Source organism: Streptomyces sp. NPDC047982 (genome assembly GCF_043204165.1).
Taxonomy (GTDB): domain Bacteria; phylum Actinomycetota; class Actinomycetes; order Streptomycetales; family Streptomycetaceae; genus Streptomyces.
Window position 1 is genome coordinate 125,530 of the sequence record NZ_JBIDBS010000019.1, and the last position, 19,863, is coordinate 145,392.

Annotated in this window: 16 protein-coding genes; 8 read left to right on the forward strand and 8 right to left on the reverse strand. The window is 71.7% G+C overall.

Annotated elements, in window-relative coordinates:
• Window positions 1-356: 356 nt before the first annotated feature.
• On the reverse strand, window positions 357-1,115 hold the full coding sequence (locus ACGF2V_RS23250) for an SIS domain-containing protein (RefSeq protein ID WP_362624248.1): 759 nt from the start codon (window positions 1,113-1,115) through the stop codon (window positions 357-359).
• Between the two features lie 229 nt (window positions 1,116-1,344).
• On the opposite strand from ACGF2V_RS23250, the gene ACGF2V_RS23255 reads away from it, so the two are divergent.
• Window positions 1,345-2,037: a metal-dependent transcriptional regulator gene (locus ACGF2V_RS23255; RefSeq protein WP_362624250.1), complete on the forward strand. Its 693-nt coding sequence runs from the start codon at window positions 1,345-1,347 to the stop codon at window positions 2,035-2,037.
• A gap of 672 nt (window positions 2,038-2,709) precedes the next feature.
• Window positions 2,710-3,621, forward strand: coding sequence for an alpha/beta hydrolase (locus ACGF2V_RS23260; protein WP_362709378.1), 912 nt, complete (start codon window positions 2,710-2,712; stop codon window positions 3,619-3,621).
• Between the two features lie 99 nt (window positions 3,622-3,720).
• On the opposite strand, the gene ACGF2V_RS23265 is transcribed toward ACGF2V_RS23260, so the two are convergent.
• The 3 genes from ACGF2V_RS23265 to ACGF2V_RS23275 all read right to left on the reverse strand — a co-directional run bounded on the left by ACGF2V_RS23265 (window position 3,721) and on the right by ACGF2V_RS23275 (window position 7,169).
• Window positions 3,721-5,373, reverse strand: coding sequence for a transporter (locus ACGF2V_RS23265; protein ID WP_362709341.1), 1,653 nt, complete (start codon window positions 5,371-5,373; stop codon window positions 3,721-3,723).
• The gene (locus tag ACGF2V_RS23270) at window positions 5,370-6,209 is read right to left on the reverse strand and encodes an ABC transporter ATP-binding protein (protein ID WP_362709343.1); all 840 of its coding nucleotides are present in this window, start codon (window positions 6,207-6,209) and stop codon (window positions 5,370-5,372) included. Before ACGF2V_RS23270 ends, ACGF2V_RS23265 begins: the two co-directional genes overlap by 4 nt.
• 159 nt (window positions 6,210-6,368) lie before the next feature.
• On the reverse strand, window positions 6,369-7,169 hold the full coding sequence (locus ACGF2V_RS23275) for a bifunctional DNA primase/polymerase (RefSeq protein ID WP_392912993.1): 801 nt from the start codon (window positions 7,167-7,169) through the stop codon (window positions 6,369-6,371).
• Window positions 7,170-7,528: 359 nt separating this feature from the next.
• Here ACGF2V_RS23275 and ACGF2V_RS23280 point away from each other — a divergent pair, with 359 nt between their 5' ends.
• Window positions 7,529-8,911: a transcriptional regulator gene (locus ACGF2V_RS23280; RefSeq protein WP_362624256.1), complete on the forward strand. Its 1,383-nt coding sequence runs from the start codon at window positions 7,529-7,531 to the stop codon at window positions 8,909-8,911.
• Window positions 8,912-9,267: 356 nt separating this feature from the next.
• A complete protein-coding gene (locus ACGF2V_RS23285; protein WP_362624258.1) occupies window positions 9,268-10,743 on the forward strand; it encodes a hypothetical protein in 1,476 nt (491 codons plus the stop codon).
• 226 nt (window positions 10,744-10,969) lie between these two features.
• Here ACGF2V_RS23285 and ACGF2V_RS23290 read toward each other — a convergent pair whose 3' ends face one another.
• On the reverse strand, window positions 10,970-12,250 hold the full coding sequence (locus tag ACGF2V_RS23290; protein ID WP_362624259.1) for an ABC transporter substrate-binding protein: 1,281 nt from the start codon (window positions 12,248-12,250) through the stop codon (window positions 10,970-10,972).
• Window positions 12,251-12,425: 175 nt separating this feature from the next.
• Here ACGF2V_RS23290 and ACGF2V_RS23295 point away from each other — a divergent pair, with 175 nt between their 5' ends.
• Together ACGF2V_RS23295 and purU are read left to right on the forward strand one after the other, a co-directional pair.
• Window positions 12,426-12,875 carry a hypothetical protein gene (locus tag ACGF2V_RS23295; protein WP_362624297.1) on the forward strand — a complete coding sequence of 150 codons (450 nt, stop codon included), beginning with the start codon at window positions 12,426-12,428 and terminating at the stop codon, window positions 12,873-12,875.
• A 135-nt stretch (window positions 12,876-13,010) separates the two neighbouring features.
• Window positions 13,011-13,898: a formyltetrahydrofolate deformylase gene (purU, locus tag ACGF2V_RS23300; protein WP_362624261.1), complete on the forward strand. Its 888-nt coding sequence runs from the start codon at window positions 13,011-13,013 to the stop codon at window positions 13,896-13,898.
• 22 nt (window positions 13,899-13,920) lie between these two features.
• On the opposite strand, the gene ACGF2V_RS23305 is transcribed toward purU, so the two are convergent.
• Window positions 13,921-15,348, reverse strand: a complete 1,428-nt coding sequence (locus ACGF2V_RS23305; RefSeq protein WP_362624263.1) for a zf-HC2 domain-containing protein — start codon at window positions 15,346-15,348, stop codon at window positions 13,921-13,923.
• Window positions 15,345-15,923 carry a sigma-70 family RNA polymerase sigma factor gene (locus ACGF2V_RS23310; RefSeq protein ID WP_362624265.1) on the reverse strand — a complete coding sequence of 193 codons (579 nt, stop codon included), beginning with the start codon at window positions 15,921-15,923 and terminating at the stop codon, window positions 15,345-15,347. The genes ACGF2V_RS23305 and ACGF2V_RS23310 overlap by 4 nt, the downstream gene beginning before the upstream one ends.
• Before the next feature lie 330 nt (window positions 15,924-16,253).
• On the opposite strand from ACGF2V_RS23310, the gene ACGF2V_RS23315 reads away from it, so the two are divergent.
• Complete coding sequence (locus ACGF2V_RS23315) at window positions 16,254-16,628, forward strand: STAS domain-containing protein (RefSeq protein WP_362624267.1); 375 nt, start codon at window positions 16,254-16,256, stop codon at window positions 16,626-16,628.
• Window positions 16,629-16,824: 196 nt separating this feature from the next.
• Here ACGF2V_RS23315 and ACGF2V_RS23320 read toward each other — a convergent pair whose 3' ends face one another.
• Complete coding sequence (locus ACGF2V_RS23320; RefSeq protein ID WP_362624269.1) at window positions 16,825-18,429, reverse strand: AMP-binding protein; 1,605 nt, start codon at window positions 18,427-18,429, stop codon at window positions 16,825-16,827.
• Between the two features lie 196 nt (window positions 18,430-18,625).
• On the opposite strand from ACGF2V_RS23320, the gene ACGF2V_RS23325 reads away from it, so the two are divergent.
• Window positions 18,626-19,861 (forward strand): amidohydrolase family protein, encoded by a 1,236-nt coding sequence (locus ACGF2V_RS23325; RefSeq protein WP_362624271.1) that lies wholly within the window; start codon window positions 18,626-18,628, stop codon window positions 19,859-19,861.
• The last annotated feature ends 2 nt before the right edge of the window (window positions 19,862-19,863 follow it).

Sequence of the window (19,863 nt, forward strand, 5' to 3'; positions counted from 1 at the left end):
AGCCTGCGGGTCGGTGACTGCTTGGGATTGGCCGATGACCGGCCTGCACTGCGAAGAGCGCGGCAACGGGCGTCAGCCCGCAGCCACCTCACGAGTCCGAGAAGAAATCACTTTTCGGAACACCTCCTTTCACGTGTGGCAGCAGCCTAGGAACGCGCGGAAGGCGGATCAACCCATTTATTCGGGCGCGCGGCACATTCGTCCGGAGGGGTTCGCAGCGGGTCGGGAGAACTTCCGGAGAACGTCCGGGGAGAACTTCAGGGGAGGCCGGACCGAGGCGGGACCGAGGGGCGCCGTGCCACCTTGCCGCCCGTGCCACCTCGCCCGTGCCGTCGCGCCGGTCCGGTCGCGCCAGGTCAGCCGTGACGGTAGAAGATCCGGTCCCCGTACTCCGCCATCACGCGCCCGTTCCATGCGTGGCCGCCGTCCACATTGCCGGACCTCAGCAGTGGCGGCTCGATGCCGCGCGCCACGAGCCGTTCCGCGGCGGCGGCCATCATGGCCTGCATGATCGCGCTGGTGACCACGGTCGACGCCGGCGCGAACGGCGCCTCGACGCCCTCGGTGGTCAGCTCGGCGTCGCCGATGGAGATCTTGCTGTCGAGCACGATGTCGCAGTGGTCGCGCAGGAAGCCGCCCGAGGCGTGCCGGGACCTGGTGCCCTCCGCGTAGGCGACCGAGGTGACACCGATGACCTTCAACCCCAGGGCCCGCGCGTTCACCGCCATCTCCACCGGGAGCGCGTTGCGCCCGGAGAGCGAGATGATCACGAGGAGGTCGCCCTCCTTGGCGGGGCTGGAGTCGAGCACCGCGCCCGCCAGACCGTCGACCCGCTCCAGCGCCGAGCCGAGCGTCGCCGGTACGACATCGACGCCGACCGTCCCCGGCACCGCCAGCAGGTTCATCAGAGCGAGCCCGCCCGCCCGGTAGACGACGTCCTGCGCGGGCAGCGAGGAGTGCCCGGCGCCGAAGGCGAAGAGCCTGCCGCCCGCGGCGACGGTGTCGGCGATCGCGGCTCCGGCCGCCGAGATGTTCCCGGACTCCTCGTCGCGCACGCGCTCCAGCAGGCCGATCGCCGCGTCGAAGAACTGACCGGCCAGCTTGCTGTCGCTCATCGAGGAGGCCCTTTCCACAGGGGGAGAAGTCACGGGATGGTGCACGGGATGTCCATGAGGCGTCGCGCCGCGGATCACGTTGCGGTCTGGACCAGTGACCTGTCAATACCGTCCCCGCTGCTTCGCGGCATGCCGTTCGACCGGCTCGGCACGGTTGTCTGCGGTATGCGTCAGAATTGATGGAGGGCCAGCGCACGACGTTTTCCTGTCACAGCACCGAGGGGCACGAATGTCCGGACTGATCGACACCACGGAGATGTATCTCCGCACCATCCTCGAACTCGAAGAGGAAGGCGTGGTGCCCATGCGCGCCCGGATCGCGGAACGGCTGGACCAGAGCGGTCCGACCGTCAGCCAGACGGTGGCGCGGATGGAGCGCGACGGCCTGGTGCAGGTGGCGGGCGACCGCCATCTGGAGCTGACCGGGGAGGGGCGCCGCCTCGCCACCCGCGTCATGCGCAAGCACCGGCTCGCCGAATGTCTGCTCGTCGACGTCATCGGGCTGGAATGGGAGCAGGTCCACGCCGAGGCGTGCCGGTGGGAGCACGTGATGAGCGAGGCGGTGGAACGGCGGGTCCTGGAACTGCTGCGCCACCCCACGGAGTCCCCGTACGGAAACCCGATTCCGGGCCTGGAGGAGCTGGGCGAGAAGGCAGAGGCCGACCCGTTCCTCGACGAGGGCATGGTGAGCCTGTCCGAGCTCGACCCGGGAGCCGAGGGCAAGACGGTGGTCGTGCGCCGGATCGGCGAGCCGATCCAGACGGACGCACAGCTCATGTACACGCTGCGGCGGGCGGGTGTGCAGCCTGGTTCCGTGGTCAGCGTGACCCAGTCGCCCGGCGGGGTGCTGGTCGGCAGCGGCGGCGAGGCGGCGGAGCTGGACGCCGAGATCGCCTCGCACGTGTTCGTGGGCAAGCGCTGAGCCGCGCCCGGTGCGGCCGAGGAGCACCCTCGGCCGCACCGGGCGCCGTACATCGACAGGACGCCGGAGCCGAGAGCCCGGCGTCCGCTTTTTTGTTTCGGCGTTCGCTTTTTTTGTTTTTCTGTCCGGACCGCAGCGCTCGGACGGGTCACGTGCCAGTCTGTGGCTCCAGGCATGCCTGAGAGTGTCGCTACTCGGCCGCGCGGCCGGGGAGGGAGCAGGCGCATGCGCCCGTCGAACCGGCACGTCTGGCCCATCCAGCGCGTCCGGCCCGCCCAGTCGCTCGACCCGCGGCCAGCGACCAGCGAGCGGTGCACCCGCCCGGCCGCTTTCGCCACGCACGGCAGAGGGCCCGTGCGGCAGAGGGCCCCTGGGCAGCAGAGGGCCCCGGCGCCTGCGGACGCCGGGGCCTGCCCTCCCCCGCTTCGACCCGGAGCCCCGAGCTCTCAGGGTCGGTCCCCACGGGCCCTCATCCCCGAGCGGCCCGCCTCCCGGGGAAGGTCTCCCCTCCGACGTCGGCGCCAACCCTCGGGGCCGGTCACTCGAACGAGGGGTGTTGGCCGACGGAACCCTGTTTTCGAATAGAGGTTCGATAGTCTGCGTCGGTGTGACCACGTGGTGATCGAGCGGAACCGAGCGGTGATCGAGGACGAGAAGGGGGTGCCAGAACCTATGGCGCGGCGCATCGATGTGACCGGGGCCCATGGCGTACGTCTCGCGGCCTGGGAGTTCGCCGAACCACCCAAAGGGGGCGCGGAGGGTGAGCGGGCCCCCGGCGTACTCCTGCTCCACGGCCTGATGGGCCGGGCCTCGCACTGGGCCTCGACCAGCCGCTGGCTCGGCGAGCGGTATCGCGCCGTGGGCCTCGACCAGCGGGGGCACGGCCGCAGCGAGAAACCGGCCGAGGGCCCCTACACCCGGGACGCGTACGTGGCCGACGCCGAGGCCGCGATCGAACAGCTCGGCCTCGCCCCCGTGACCCTCGTCGGGCACGCCATGGGGGCGCTCACCGCCTGGCAGATCGCCGCGAAGCGCCCGGACCTGGTCCGCGCCCTGGTCATCTGCGACATGCGGGCGTCCGCGCTCGGCGCGGCCTCGCAGCGGGAGTGGGAGGAGTGGTTCACGTCCTGGCCGGTGCCGTTCGCGACGCTCTCCGACGTACGGAGGTGGTTCGGCGAGGACGATCCCCGGGTGGAACGGCCCAACCCGGCGCGCGGCGACTTCTTCGCCGAGGTGATGGCCGAACGCGCGGACGGCTGGCGCCCCGTCTTCTCCCGCCGCCAGATGCTCCTGTCCCGCGCGACCTGGGTGTTCGACGCGCACTGGGAGGAGCTGGCCCAGGTCCGTTGCCCGGCCCTGGTGCTCCGGGGAATCGACGGGGAGCTCGGCCGGGCGGAGGCCCAGGAGATGGTCCGCGTTCTTCCGCGCGGGGAGTACGCGGAGGTGGCCGACGCCGGTCACCTCGTCCACTACGACCAGCCGGAGGGCTGGCGCACGGCGGTCCAGCCTTTTTTGGAGCGGTTCGCCGAGGGCCCCGGGCCGTCGACGACCACCACGAGCCCGCCTCCCCGTGAGCGGACCTGACGGATCTGACGGGCCTGCACGGATCTGACGGATCGGGACGGGTCATGACGGACCTGAGCGGGCCGTGACGGAACCGGGCGGCCCGTCACGGCCCGGCCCTCAGCCCTTGCTGACCGCCGCCAGGATCTCCGGCAGCCGGTTCGCCGTGCGTGGTGCGGCGATCCGCAGCCCCGCCCAGATGAGCAGCGCTCCGTACACCGCGCCCGCCGGCAGCAGCGGCCACAGCCACGCGTGCTGGTCCGTGACGCTCAGCCAGACCGTCGCCGCGATCACGGGAGCGCCCAGGACCACGGCCGAGATCATGCCGCCGAAGATCGAGATCCAGGCGAGCCCGGCCTGTCCCGGGGCGACGTTCTTGAACGCCCCGTCCTGAGGAATCGAGTACGGGAACAGCGCCGAGGAGACCGCGCCCGTCCCCAGCATCCCGCCCAGCAGGGCGAACGACAGCCCCAGCGCCCCGGGGAGCGCCGTCCAGTCGCCGATCATCGCCGCCGTCGCCACCGTCACCGCGGCCGTGTACGGCAGGGTGATCAGCAGCAACGCCAGCGCCCGCGCGCGCAGTTCGACGTACGCGTCCCGGCTGGAGGAGATCGTCAGCGCCACCATCCAGAACGCGGAGGTGTCCTGGCCGAACTGGTTGTACATCTGGACGCCGAGCATCCCGGCGGCCAGGCAGGCGAAGTAGACCGAGCCGTGGCCCTGCAGCGCGTTGAACACCGGCACGATCAGCCCGACCGCCAGCGCGGTGACCCAGGACGCCTTGGTCTTCGGGTCGCGAGCGATGTACCGCAGGCTGCGCTCCATCACCGTGCCGGTGCGTCCGGCGGGCAGCAGCGCGGCGAGCCCGGAGCCGCTCCGGCCGGCCTTCTCACGGGTCGGCGCGGCAGCGGCCAGCGTCGAACCGTCCGGGGCCGTCATCAGCTTCACCAGACTCCGCTGCCACAGCCACAACAGAAGGAAGAACGCCCCGAGGGACAGCAGCAGTTGCGCGGCCGCCTGCCCGTAGAGCCCCTGCGACGCCGCGTCCACGGAGGCGATCGCCGAGGCGGGCGGCAGCCAGCGCACCACGTCCGCCACCGGGGCGAGCGCGGACAGGCCGCCCGCCTCGCCCAGTCGCTGCACGCCGAAGTTGACCACCTGGAAGCCCACGGCGATCACCAGCCCGCTCAGCACCGCCAGGTCGCGGCCCTTGCGCGAGGTCAGCAGGCGGGAGTTGGCCGTGGCCACGGCCCGGGCCAGGGTCACGCAGAGCAGCAGCGCGAGCGGCGCGGCGACCGCGGCGAACGCCACACCGGCCGCCCCGTGCGCCACCGCGATCACCGAGCCCAGCACCAGGCACAGCGTGAACAGTGGGCCGATCCCGATCAGCGACGCCACCAGCAGCGCCGTGATCAGCGGCTGCGGACGCAACGGCAGCATCACCAGACGGCTCGGGTCGAGCGTCTCGTCACCGGCGGCGAAGAACAGCGGCATCACCGCCCAGGCGACCGCCAGCACCCCGGCCGTCAGCACGACCACGGACGCGACGTGCGCGTTGCCGCGCAGCAGGATCAGCCCGAGCAACTCGCTCGCGGCGAACAGCGCGGCGAAGACGATCGAGGCGATGTACGCCGCGCGCCGGCCCGCCGACTGGCGCAGCCCGTTGCGCAACAGGGCCAGCTTGAGCTGTACGAAGACGGGGACGAGCGCCGTGCGCCCGGTCGCGGCGGGCCCGGCGGGCGCGGCTCCCACGGGGGTGTCGAGCACGCTCATCGGTCGCCGCCCAGCCAGTCCAGGGACTCGCCGGCGGTCCGTGCACCCGCGCCGACCAGTTCCAGGAACGCGTTCTGCAGGGAGGGTGCGTCACCGCGCACCTCGGTCAGCGGGCCCTGGGCCCTGATCCGTCCCGCGGCCATGACGGCCACCCAGTCGCAGAGGGACTCCACCAGCTCCATCACATGACTGGAGAAGACGACGGTCGCGCCCGAGTGCGTGTACCGCACCAGCACTTCGCGGATGGTCTGCGCGGACACCGGGTCGACGCCCTCGAACGGCTCGTCCAGGAAGAGCACCTCGGGGTTGTGCAGCAACGCGGCGGCGAGCCCGATCTTCTTCCGCATACCGGTCGAGTAGTCGACGACCAGCTTGTGCTGGGAGCCGGCCAGGCCGAGGACGTCGAGGAGCTGGGTGGCCCGCTTGTCGACCTCGGTGCCCGGCAGCCCGCGCAGCCTCCCCGTGTACGCGAGGAGTTCGCGCCCCGAGAGACGCTCGAAGAGCCGCAGCCCCTCCGGGAGCACGCCGATCCTGGACTTCACCGCGACCGGGTCGCGCCACACGTCGTGGCCACCGATCTCTATGCGCCCCTCGTCGGGGCGGAGCAGCCCGGTGATCATCGACAGTGTGGTGGTCTTGCCCGCGCCGTTCGGCCCCACCAGACCGATGAACTTGCCCGCGGGCAGTTCGAGATCGATCCCGGCGACCGCGGTCTGCTGGCCGAACCGCTTCCACAACCCCTGCACGCGAACGGCGGGCGACGCCGTCGGCGCTCCGCTCGCCGTTCCCGTTTCCCCCGGCCGGACTTCTCTTTCATTCTGTGCCCGGTCCTGCATGTTTTTTGCCTTTCGTTGCCCCGTTTGTGTGGACAGCTTACGAAAGGCGTGTGCAGGCCCGCTCTTGCCTAGGGAAGGTACGGTCGGGCACGTCGTCGCTCGCGGAAGGCGCGTTCGGCCGGTCGCCGCCCGTGGTGGGCGCGTCCGGGCTCGACGCGCCTACGGAAGGCGCGTCCGGGCGTCGGCCGCTTCTCGCGCGCAGGCGTAGGCGAGCGGGCCGATGACCTCCTCCACGTCCGGCAGCCAGCGGTTGGCGGCGGTGGGGCGCCGGGCCCACTGGACCGCGCCACGTCCGCCGACCCGGGTCGGCGGACCGGTCACGCAGCGGCCCTCGCCGTGGCCGACGAGGTCGATCGTGGCGGCTCGCCAGCCCAACTCCCGTACCAGACCGTCCGCCTTGGCCGCCGCGCCCGGAAGGACGAAGAAGAGCATCCGTCGGTCGGGGGTGCGGGTGACGGGGCCGAACGGCAGTTCCATCCGCTCCATCCGGGCCAGGGCGAGGAAACCCGCGGACTCCGGTACGTCGAGCGCGTCGAAGGAGCGGCCGGTGGGCAGCAGGATCGACGCTCCCGGGTGCTCGGACCACATCCGGCGGGCCGCGGGGCCGCTGCCGGTGACGTGGTCCGCCCAGTCGGGCCCGGCGGGATGGGCGCCGGGGAAGGCGCAGCCGGTGTCGCCGCAGGAGCACCGCTCGGTGCCGTCCACCTCCTCCAGCCAGGTTCCGGGGCAGACGTCCCAGTGCCGTTCCTCCGCGTACCGCACTGCGGCGTCGAGCAGTTGTCCGCCCCGCTGCCGGGGGATGTGCGTGGCCTGCGCGGCACCGGCGGGTTCCCGCTCAGCACCGGCCACATGGCCACGGCCGGACGCGGGGCCACCGCCGGTTACCTGGCCGTCGGGGTCCCCGGTCCCGGTCCGCTGCCGGACTCCGACGAGATCTTCCACTCCGATGGGCTCTTCCATGATCGGCACAACTCCCGCCGCCGGACGGGGTTACGGGCGTACCGGGTGCGGCCACGGCGTACCGATCCGGTGAACAGGCGCATGGATGCATGGGCGGGGGCGCGCGCGGGACGGCGCCCGGGTGGTCGGGTAGCCATGTACGGACGCGGCCGCAACATCCCCCCGCGGCAACGTCGGAGGGCCGGGGCGCAGCACTCTGGGAACGGTCGCCCTCTGTCATATGCCGACAGGAATGGCAAGGAACGGCAAGGAACAGCAAGGAATATGACAGACGTGGTGAACACGATGAACATGCGCATTTTCCTTGCGATCGCCGGGCATTGATCCGCTCATCGATCTCCGCGGCCTCTGGGGGAAACATGACAGCCAGGCCTCTCGTCGCCCGCCAGCCGAACGAACGGCTCCAGGCGCTCATTCAGGAAGCCGGATGTTCCAACGCCGGCCTCGCCCGTCGCGTCAACATGGTCGGCGCGGAGCGCGGGCTCGACCTGCGGTACGACAAGACCTCCGTGGCCCGGTGGCTGCGGGGGCAGCAACCACGAGGCAGGGCACCGGGCGTCATCGCCGAGGCGCTCGGCCGCAAGCTCGGCCGTACGGTCACGATCGACGAGATCGGCATGGCGAACGGCAAGAACCTGGCGTCCGGCGTCGGCCTCCAGTTCGCCCCGACCGTCGTCGGCGCGATCGAGCAGGTCTGTGAGCTGTGGCGGAGCGACGTCGGCCGCCGCGACTTCCTCTCGGGTGCGACGGCCGCCTCGTCGGCCCTGGTCGAGCCCAGCCGCGACTGGCTGATCACCGGCGCCGACCCACAGGTGGCGCGGTCCGCCGGGGCCCGGGTCGGGATGTCGGACGTGGCGGCGGTCCGGGCGATGACGTCCGCGCTGGTCGACCTCGACCACCGGTTCGGCAGCGGACATGTACGGCCGGTGCTCGTGCATTACCTGAACAGCGTGGTGTCCGGGCTGCTTTCGGGCGCGTACCGCGAGTCGGTCGGACGGCAGTTGTTCGCGGCGGTCGCCCGACTCACCGAACTCGGCGGATACATGGCGGTCGACACGGGCCAGCCGGGGCTCGCCCAGCGCTACTACATCCAGGCGCTGCGGCTGGCGCAGGCGGCGGGCGACCGGGCGTACGGCGGCTACGTACTGGCCGCGTCGATGAGTCATCTCGCCGCCCAGCTCGGCAATCCGCGGGAGATCGCGCAGTTGGCGCGGGCCGCGCAGGAGGGGGCGCGCGGGCACGTCACGCCGCGCGCGCAGGCGATGTTCCACGCGGCGGAGGCGCGCGGTCACGCGCTGCTCGGCGACGCCCGCAACTGCCAGGCGGCGGCGGGCCGTGCGTCGGCGGCCATGGAGCTCGTCGAACCGGACACCGGGGACGACCCCGACTGGATCGCGCACTTCGATCGGGCCTACCTGGCCGACGAGTTGGCGCACTGCCACCGCGACCTCGGCGAGGCCGAGGCCGCCGCGCGCCGGGCGCAGGAGGCTCTGGACGGACATCCGGAGTCCCGAGCCCGCCGCCGAGGCATCGGCCTGGTGCTTCTGGCCACCGCCCAGGTCCAGTTGCGCGAGGTGGAGCAGGCGTGCCACACCGGCACCCGGGCCATGGAGCTGCTGGCATCGGTGCGTTCCAGCCGGGGCACGGAGTATCTGGACGATCTGCAACAGCGTCTGGTCCCGTACGGGGACGAGGCGGCGGTGCGGGAGTTCGGGGCACGTCTGGAGCTTCAGGCGGCCTGACCGGCGTCGTCGGGCACTGGGGCGTGTTTCGAAAGTCCCGTCTGGCCCGCGACGCCTGGCACGGCGCCTCGCCACGTTGTCGGGATCGTCCACGTACGCCCAGTACGAGGACGCCCCTCCGCCTTGCGATGCACCGCACCAGACGCCGCGGGGCCCGCCCTTCGGGCGGACGACGCTACTTTCGAAACACGCCCTCGTTCCCCCGTTGTCCGACGGTCTTTCGGACGCGTCACGAGGGCGCCGGGTGCCATGGCTTGTGTGAAGGGGCGGCGAGTGACCGGACGCCCTTGGCGGACGGTGGGGGCCACCCGATAGCGTGAGCCGACGATTCCGTAGGTTCACATGTAGGAGTCCCGGTGACGCAGAGCGGACAGGGTGACGAACGGCAGCTCCCTGCTGTACGGCCCGCGCACGAAGGTGTCGTGCTGCCCGCGGGTGGCGGCGAGCCCTGGATGCCAGGGGGGCCCGGCGAGCAGGGCGTCCCGGCGGGCGGTCAGCCGTGGGGTCAGCCCTGGGGGCCGCAGGCGGCACATCCGGACGCCTCGCCGCTGCCGCAGCAGGCCGCCCCGGGGCAGGAGCCGTACGCGCAGGCGCCACAGGGGCAGACGTACGGGCAGGTGCCGCAGGGACAGCCGTACGGGCAGCCGCTGCCCCCGGCGCAGCAGCAGCCTCCGCAGCACCACCAGCACCATGAGTCGCCTCAGATTCCGCAGCAGCCGCAATCGCCGCAGTCGTACGCGCAGCCCCTGCCGCCCGAGGCCGTGCCGGGCGCGGCGCCCCACGCGGGCGGGGACGCGGACGCCACCCGGTACATCGCGCCGGTGCCCGGCGGGCCGGCACCGGAGAGCCCGGCGGCGGCCACCCAGTTCCTCGCCCACGGCGCGCAGCCGCAGCAGCCGTACCAGCAACAGCAGCAGCCACAGGCGCACGGCGGTGACGCGGACGCGACCCAGTACATCCCGCCGGTCCCCGGCGGCGCCCCGTACGGCATCAGGCCGGGCGCCCCCGGTGACCGTCAGCCGCCGGCCGAGTTCGACAACCTGTTCCGCGAGGGCGGGACGGCCGGGGCCACCCAGCACATGCCCCGGATCGCCCCCGAGCAGCAGCACCGCGGCGGCGGCGTCCATCAGGCTCCCCCAGCACCGCGACCGGGGTACCAGCAGGCGGACGAGAGGACGCAAGGGCGGGCCGCACCGCGCAAGAAGCGCGCGCACGTCACGCTCATCGCGGCGGTCGTCGCCGGCTGTGCCGTCGTGGGACTCGGCGCCGGTGCGCTGCTGAGCGGCGGCGACAGCAAGGGCGACGACGACAAGCAGCCCGTGGCGTCGGCTGGTTCACCGTCGAAAGAGTCCTCCCCGCAGCCGGTCGAGGACCCGGTGAAGACGCAGGCCGAGGCGCTGGACAAGCTGCTGGCGGACAGCAACAACAGCCGTTCCGCGGTCATCGGCGCCGTCGAGAAGACCAAGAACTGCCAGGACCTGGACCAGGCCGTGACGGACCTGAAGGAAGCGGCCCGTCAGCGCCGCGATCTGGTGACCCGGCTCCAGGGGCTGAGTGTCGACAAGCTGCCGGACCACGAGCGGCTGACCGCCGCCCTCACCAAGGCGTGGCAGGCGTCCGCCTCCGCGGACGACCACTACGCCGCGTGGGCCGAGCAGGCCAAGCAGGGCAAGAAGGTCTGCAAGCACGGCAAGGCCCGCACGACCTCTCAGACGCAGCAGGCCACCGTGCGCAGCGGCGAGGCGAGCCAGGCGAAGCAGGAGGCGTCGGGGCTGTGGAACACGATCGCCTCCAAGTACGGGCTGACCCCGCGGGAAGCGGTCGACCTCTGAGAACCGCGGCCGGCCGCCGTCGTCGGCGGCCGGCCTCCGGCGGCGAGGCGCGGGCCGTGACGAGGCGGGCCGGGACAGAAAGACCGCGACGAAGGGCCGGGACGAGACGGACCGGCCCCGGCCCGTGAGCCGACACGGCGTTCCTGCGCCGACGGGGACTCGTACGCCAAGGGTGTGAGGGTAATGAGGGCAGGAGGAGCGGGCCCCGCCCCTCCTCCTCATGCGCTCACCCCTTGGCGCTGGCGTCCGACAGCGTCTCGGCGACGTCCACCAAACCCTTCTTGTCCGCGACGAGCCGCCCTTCGCGTACCACCTGGAACGTCACCTTGCTGTTGACGATGCGGGGATACGCGGACGAGCCGAGTGTGTCCGAGAACCGCCAGCGCAGCGCCGGTGTCAGCCCGCCGGTCTCGACCTTCGGACCATGGTTGAGCGTGCTGATGACCTTCCCGGCGGTGACCTGCGGGGAGTCGATCGCCTTCACGATCTCGTTCAGCACGGTGTAGGCGATCCACGTGGTCTGCACGCCCGGGTCGTCCGGGTCGATCCGGTTGTCGCCGAAGGCGTACGTGCGGATCACCGACCGCATCCGGTCCCAGCGGGCATCGCTCGGTGCCGGGTACCAGCCGGTGATGTACGCACCCTCGAACAGACTCTTCCGGCCACCGGTGCTGTCGATCAACTGCTGCCCGACACTGCCGAGGACGGATGAGATGCGGACGTCGCCGTACGAGGGTTCGAGCCGTCGGAAGGAGTCGAAGAAGGTCTCCGTACGGCTCCCGAGCACGGCCGTCACGCAGCCGCCGTTCCGGCCCGCCGCCTGGAGCGCGCGATCGGCGGCCTCGTCGTACGACGTGGCCGTCTCGGCCGCCCGGATGTCGGCGGGGGCGGGCCGGTCGGCATTGGCGAGGCCGGTCTTCAGGAGCCACGCCTGGCCGTCGCCTCCCAGGGTGTCGGGCCGCACCACGGACACCCGGTCGCAGCGGCGGGCCAGCTGCTGGGCGTTGCCCGCGAGCAGCGCCGACTGGCCGCCGTTGACGGGGAAGGAGTTGTAGCTGGTGAACTCCTCCTCGGAGGCGCCGTACCCGCCGATGTAGGGGATGCCGGCGGCCTCCAGCGGCGCCATGAACGACGAACCGTGCCGGCTGTAGGAGCCGACGACCGCCACCGCCTTCTTCTCGATGGCCAGCCGGGCGCAGTTGGCCGCGCCGATCGTGGTGTCCGCCTCGTCACAGGTGACGACGCGCAGCTCGTGACCGTTGAGCCCGCCGTTCTGGTTGACCCAGCGCCCGTACGCGACCGCCATTGCGGTCATGCCGGACATGTCCAGGGCGTCGGGCCCCGTGGTGCCACCGGGGGCCCAGGTCACCACGGTGACGGGCTCTCTGGAACCCCCCGCGGCCCCAGGGAGCGCGCCGCAGCCGGTGACCAGCAACGCCCCGGCCGCCACCGCGCTCGCGAGGAGTCTGCGGGGGCGGGGGGAGGTGGGGCGTCGCCGTCCGGTCATGGTCAAGGAGGATTCCGCGCCCGGGGTAACGGCACTGTGTGCTCCGTACAACGCTCGGTGACGTCCAGGTGAATTGCGGGGGCCTTCGCGGCTGGCCGAAAAAGGGAACGTACGATCGACTACCGTGCAGCAAGGTTCGCAGAACACTTCCCGTCGCGGCCGCCGCTCCTCCACCATGGGCGGCATGCCGCTGAACGACATGCCGTGGTGGCGCTGGCGCAGTAACGTGCGCTCGGCGCTGCACATGCTCTCCGACCCCGTCTTCCACCAGGAGTGCTGGCTGGCCGGACGGGAAGGGTACGGCGACGTCACCGACGCCGTGTACCGCCTGGTCGAGGACACGTGGCTGGACAACTGGTCCGCCGAGAAGTACGTCGGCACGATCTTCCGCGACGCGGACGAGGCCGCCCTCGTCGACGTCGCCGTGCTGCGGGTGCTGCGCATCATGCACCAGATCGGCGCGGACGCCCCCGTGTCGGCGTACCTGGAGCATCCCGGCTGGACGGAGGCCGTGACGGCCGCCAGAGAGGCCCATGTGCTGCTCGCCACCAATGACGGCGAGGACCCGGACACCCCGCCGCGCTCCCTGGACGTGCTCCGCATCATGACGGGGGCCGCGTCCTGACGGGGGCCGCGTCCCGACCGGGCCGCAGTCCGACCGGTCTCGGTCCTGGCCGGTCTCGGTCCTGACTGCACCGTGATCGGGTCCGCATCATGATCGGACCGGCCTGAGTCCGGCCCGATGTGGCACCCTACGGGAATGACCGTGCCACATCCCGCCGAACCGGCCGAGACCAGCCCCGAGCAGTACGTACTCACGCTCTCCTGCCCCGACAAGCAGGGCATCGTGCACGCCGTGTCGAGCTATCTCTTCATGACGGGCTGCAACATCGAGGACAGCCAGCAGTTCGGCGACCACGACACGGGTCTGTTCTTCATGCGGGTCCACTTCTCGGCGGACCGCCCGGTGACCGTGGAGAAGCTGCGGGCCAGTTTCGCCGCGGTCGGCGACTCCTTCCGGATGGACTGGCAGATCCACCGCTCCTCGGAGCGGATGCGGGTCGTGCTGATGGTCAGCAAGTTCGGCCACTGCCTCAACGACCTGCTGTTCCGTTCCCGGATCGGGGCGCTGCCGGTCGAGATCGCCGCCGTCGTCTCCAACCACACGGACTTCGCCGAGCTCGTCGCCTCGTACGACATCCCGTTCCGGCACATCCCGGTGACGAAGGAGACGAAGGCGCAGGCGGAGGCGGAGCTGCTGGAGCTGGTCGAGGCGGAGAACGTCGAGCTGGTCGTCCTCGCCCGCTACATGCAGGTCCTCTCGGACGACCTGTGCAAGCGGCTGAGCGGCCGGATCATCAACATCCACCACTCCTTCCTGCCGAGCTTCAAGGGCGCGAAGCCGTACCACCAGGCGCACGCGCGCGGTGTGAAGCTGATCGGTGCGACGGCGCACTACGTGACGGCCGACCTCGACGAGGGGCCGATCATCGAGCAGGAGGTCGAGCGGGTGGGCCACGACGTCACCCCGGACGAGCTGGTCGCCCTGGGCCGCGACGTGGAGTGCCAGGCGCTCGCGCGGGCGGTGAAGTGGCACGCGGAGCGCCGCGTCCTGCTCAATGGCAACCGTACGGTGATCTTCGCGTAGCGCGCGGGACGTACGGCAGCCCTCAGAGGCGGCCCAGTGAGGCTGCCGCGAACAGGACGTCGCGGATCGCCTCGCGGTCTCCCTGCTGACCGGCCGCCGCGTCCACCGGAGGCACACGCCCGGCGACCAACTGACAGAACTCGACGCTGTCCAGCGCGATCTGCGCCACCGTGTGCGCCGGCGACCCGGCGGCGGCGGGGGAGTCCAGCGGGATGTACCAGTCGCCGCCGCCCGAGCCCTCGATCTCCAGATGCAGCGAACGGCCCGGTGAACCGGCCGTCGCCAGATGGCGGACGGGCCCGGCCAGTCCCGTCCTGCGACGTTCGGCGAGCCGCGCGGGCAGCACCCGCGCCGCCAGGTCGACCATCCGGTTCAGATGCGGGGCGGACGGCGCCTCGTACGGATAGTCCACCGCGTCCGCGACGTCACCGCCGTGCACCCAGCATTCGAAGGCGCGCTCCAACAGCGCGTCGTGCATCGGCAGCGCGAAGTCGCCGTACGGGACGGAGAGCTCGGAGACCCGGCGGCCGGCGAAGGACACCGTGCGGATGAGGGTGTGGCTCTGCGCGCGCCACGGCTCGTGGACCGAGCGGGTGGGCGGCAGACGGGTCGCGGACCAGTACCGCTCCGTACGGGCGGTGGGCGACAGCGGCCAGTCATCGGCCCGGCCGGTGGTCCCGTCGCCGAGCGGTACGTCGAGCCCGAGGGCGGCGCCGACCAGCCCGTCGACGGTCATGAGATGGCCGACGACACCCGCGACCGTCGTCCTGCGACGGACCTGCTCCTCGCCCTCGAACCACTTCAGCCGCACCGGAGCGTGCCACTCGCAATCGCCGATGTCGTGCAGCAGCGCGTCGAGCCGGGCGGTCTCCGCCTCGTACGGAGCGGCCCAGTCCGGTACGGGGATGGCGGCCGGGCGACGGATCAGACAGGAGTCGATCACCCGGGAACGCAGCGCCGGATCGAGATCCAGACTGCGGTCGGTCTGCAGCAGGCCGACCGCGTCGCGCAGCCGCAACGCCTCGTCCGCGCAGGTGGCGCACTCGGTCAGATGCGCCTCGACGGCCTCGGTCTCCTCCGTCGAACACGCGGCCAGCGCCCAGGCACCGAGGAGCGCCTTGAGGACGCGGTGCGGCATCTGCGGGGTCGGCGGCTCCGTCGGCATCTGCGGGACCGGTGGGACCGGTGGGCTCTGGGGCTTTGACGGTGTCAGTGGGCCGGATGGAGCCACGGCGGATTCCCGTTCCGGAGTCGTCGGCCGCGGTTCGTCGGGTGACCACGCCCGCTCCTCGGATGCCCACCGCCGCTCGTCGGGCGGGGACGCCGGGGCGAGCGGCGGCAGCGGCAGGGAGCCGAGGTCGTAGTCGTCGGCGGCCGCCCGCGGTCCCGGTATGCGCGGTGCGCCCCGCACCTCGTCGTCGCGTCCGTGCGCGTTGCTGTCGGCGGTCACATCGCCCGTCCGTATCCGGGCGGGGACGCCCCCTCCAGCGGGTGGGTGTGGGCGGTGGACAGCAGTTGCAGTCCGAGCCGCAGCCGACGGCGGGCCTCGTCCTCGGTGACGCCGAGGTCGGCGGCGGCCTGCCGGTAGTCCCTGCGTTGGATGTACGCGAGTTCCAGTGCGGCCCGCAACGGGGCGGGCATGGACGTCACGATGTAGTCGGCGCGGGCCGAGGCCGTGGCCCGACGCACCCGCTCCTCCAGCTCGGCACCGGTCCGCCCGTCCGTGTCCTCGGCGGGGTGGTACGTCTCACGCAGTCGCCGTACGGAGTGCCGGTGCGTGAGCCGGGCCACCCAGGAGCGCATCGAGCCCTGCTTCGGGTCGTAGGCGTCCGGGTTCTCCCACACGTAGCCGAAGACCTCGCGGGTCACCTGGTCCGCGGCCGTCTCGTCGTCGAGCATCCGGTGGGCCTGGCTGTGCACGAGCGAGGCGAAACGGTCGTAGAGCTCGCCGAGGGCGGCCGCCTCACCGCGCGCCAGTCGCTGCTGCATCTTGCGGTCCCAGCGGGGTGGTGCGTTTCTCGCCATGCGACCCCCAGCCCTGTTCCCCTCGACACACCGAATGTAGTCGGCGGTGCCGACCACGGACGACCCTTTGTGGCAAGTACGCCCCCGCTGAGGCCGGACGTGGTAAAGAAGCCGCCGTCTTTCCACGGTGGAGAAATCGTACCCGAAGTGATCATTTTGGTTCGAACTCGACTACTTCCTCTCGCATGGGCCGGTGTTTCATGGGTCCGCGGCGGGGCACCCGCGAGAGTGAACGGAATCTTCCGGAACATCGGACGATCCGGTCGGCAACGGTCGGAAGCCGATGTCACGGAACGACCTCGGAAGACACGGAACGAGAGGCCCCGCCGCGTGACACTGAAAGTGGCCGAGACCATGCACGGTGACTGGACCGTGTTGCGCGTGCGCGGCGAACTGGATCTGGTGTCGTCACCCGCGGTGCGCCAGTCCGTCCACGAGGCGGTCGCCGAGGGTCGCCACGATGTGGTGCTCGACCTCTCCGAGGTCCAGTTCTGCGATTCCAGCGGCGTCGGCGTGCTGATCGCGGCCCGCCGCCTGATGCGCTCGTGCGGGGGCCGGCTGCGGCTGATACTCCCAGCGCGTGGCGCGGAGGAGGGCTCGCACGTCAACCGGGTCATCGGCGCCCTCGGCGTACGCCGGCTCTTCGACGTCTACCCCGACCGGCGCGCCGCCGTCGACGACGGGGCACGCCCGCTCCCGGTCTGAGCACCGGGAGGCCGGGGACCGGGGTGGGAGGGGCGAGAGGGCCGGGAAGGTCGGGAGAGCCGCGAGGGCCGCGAGGACCGGGAGAGCCGGGAGACAGGGACGCCGAGAGGGCCGGAGGAACGGGGAGCCGGGAGGGCCGGGGGAGCCGGGAGGGCGGGAGGGCCGCGAGGGCCGGGAAACGGGTCACCGGCCGCCGTCAGGAGAATCGCTCGCGCAACCGGTACTTCAGCACCTTCCGAAGGGTCTCGTTGCGCGGCAGCTCCGCGACGACCTCCAGTTGCTCCGGCAGCTTGTGCACGGAGAGCCCCTGTTCCCGCAGGTAGCCGGTCACGTCCGGCAGGGTCAACGGGGCCGCGCCCGCGGGCTGCTCCACGACCGCGCAGACCCGCTCGCCGCGCTCCGCGTCCGGGAGCCCGATCACCGCCACGTCCCCGACGTCCGGGTGCCCGTGCAACAGGTCCTCTATCTCCTTGGCGGAGACGTTCTCGCCCTTGCGGATGATGATGTCCTTCAGTCGCCCGGTGAGCACCAGGTGCCCGCTCGGCTCGACATGGCCGACATCCCCGGTGAGCAGGAACCCGTCGGCGTCGAAGGCCGCCGCCGTCGCGGCCGGGTCCAGATAGCCCTCGCAGACGGCCTCCCCGCGCAACCGCACCTCGCCGTCCGTCCCGTACGGCAATGGCTTGCCGCCCTCGTCCGTGATCCGGATCTCCATGCCCGGGGGCGGGCGCCCCTCCGTCCTGGCGAGGTGTTCCGGCGTGTCGTCGGGGGCGCCCATCGTGATCATGGGGACCTCGGTCATGCCGTACCCGTGGATGAGCTGGACGCCCATCTCCCGTACGACCGCGTGGTGGAGCTCCGGTGGTTTCGGCGCTCCGCCGCCCGCCAGCAGCCGCAGGGTGGGGACCGGCCGGCGGTCCGGGGCCTTGCGCTGCTCGGCCAGGAACATCGAGTAGAACGCCGTGGAACCGCCCGCGACCGTCACCCCGTGGCGCCGGTACTCCGCCAGCGCGTCCGGCATCGCGAAGTGCTCGAAGAGCGCCGCCGGGAACCCGTAGAGCAGGAGCATCACCGCGTAGTCCGGCCCGCCGACATGGGCGAACGGGAACGCGATCGAGCCGATGTCGTCGTCCGACAGGCGCAGCGCGTGGGCCAGGCACGAGCCGCCCGCGATCAGGCTGCGGTCGGTGTGCAGGACCCCCTTCGGGTCGGAGGTGGTGCCCGAGGTCCAGTAGATCCAGCGGACCGCGGTCCCGTCGGCGGGCGGCGGCGGCAGCACGGCCGGTTCGCCGTCCGGCAGTGACGCGTACACCTCGAAGACCAGCGGCGGACGCCCCGCCGCCGGGCCTGGTTCCGTCGCCGCGCCCGACGTCGGCGCGGAGGCCGGTGGCGAGGTCTGTGCGGCGACCAGCCGGTGCGCCATCGCCGTGTGGTCGAAGCCGCGCCAGGTGCCCGGTACGGCGAAGAAGGCGGCCTTCGACTCGCGCAGCGCGAACCCGGTCTCGCGGTCCCGGTGGAACGGGATGACGGGCGACTGCACGGCCCCGATCCGGGTCAGCGCGAACGACAGCAGCACCGTCTCGATCCGGGTCGGCAGTTGCCAGGCGACCACGCTGCCGGGGCGTACCCCCATTCCCCAGAGCCCGGCCGCGACCCGTTCGCCGCGGTCCCGCAGTTCCCCGAAGGTCAGGGCCCGGTCGTCCTGGATCAGGAACGGGCGGTCCGGTGTCAGGGCGGCCCGTCGCTCGACGAGTTCCCAGAAAGTGCCCGACGTGCCCAGCGCGTGTGCGGTCTCGTCCACGGCGAACCCCTCAGAAGCTGACGGTGGGTCAGATCGTGCGGAGAGCGTAGAGCGCCGCGCCTTGTCGGTCCAGGGGTGCGGGGCTAGCCTGAGTCCGAGACCGAATCTGACGGGCCATCAGAAATGAACATCGGGAAAGCGCGAAAGAGCCCGCCGGGGACGGAGAAGGGGACACCGTGACGGAGAAGGGGACACGATGACGGAACTGCCTCGGATCGTCAGCGTCGACGACCATGTGATCGAGCCGCCGCACCTCTTCTCCACCTGGCTGCCCGCCAAGTACCGCGAGCGGGGCCCGCAGCCGCTCACCGCGGGCATCGGGGAACTGGAGTACACCGGCGGCAAGTACGTCATCACGATGGACCCGGACGGGCCGCCCACGGACTGGTGGATCTACGAGGACCTGAAGTTCCCGTACAAGCGGAACATCGCCGCGGTCGGCTTCGACCGCGACGACATGACGCTGGAGGGCATCACCCGCGCCGAGATGCGGCCCGGCTGCTGGGATCCCGCCGAGCGCCTCAAGGACATGGACCTCAACCACGTCGAGGCGAGCCTGTGCTTTCCCACCTTCCCGCGCTTCTGCGGCCAGACCTTCGCCGAGGCGCGGGACAAGGAAGTAGCGCTCGCCTGCGTCCGCGCCTACAACGACTGGATGGTCGAGGAGTGGTGCGGCGACAGCGGCGGACGGCTCGTCCCGCTCTGCATCATCCCGCTCTGGGACATCGACCTGGCGGTCGCGGAGATCCACCGCAACGCGGCGCGCGGGGTGCGGGCCGTGACGTTCTCCGAGATCCCCACCCACCTCGGTCTGCCGTCGATCCACTCCGGCTACTGGGACCCGTTCTTCGCCGCCTGCCAGGAGACCGGCACGGTCGTCAACATGCACATCGGGTCCAGCTCGCAGATGCCCGCCGCCTCCCCGGACGCGCCGCCCGCCGTCCAGGCCAGCCTCTCCTTCAACAACGCCATGGCTTCGATGATGGACTTCCTGTTCAGCGGGGTCCTGGTGCGCCACCCACGCCTGAAACTCGCCTACAGCGAGGGCCAGATGGGCTGGATCCCGTACGCGCTGGAACGCGCCGACGACGTCTGGGAGGAGCACCGGGCCTGGGGCGGGGTGCGGGGCCTCGTCCCCGAGCCGCCCTCCACGTACTACTACCGGCAGATCTTCTGCTGCTTCTTCCGCGACAAGCACGGGGTCGCCTCGCTCGACGTCGTCGGACGGGACAACGCCACCTTCGAGACCGACTACCCGCACGTCGACTCGACGTTCCCGCACACCAAGGAGGTCGCGCTCGACCACGTCAAGGGACTGGACGACGAGACCGTCTACAAACTGATGCGCGGAAACGCGATCCGGATGCTCGGTCTCGACCTCGACCGGGACCGCCGCCCGCACCCGAACGGGCCTACGGGCCCAGGGGAGTAGGG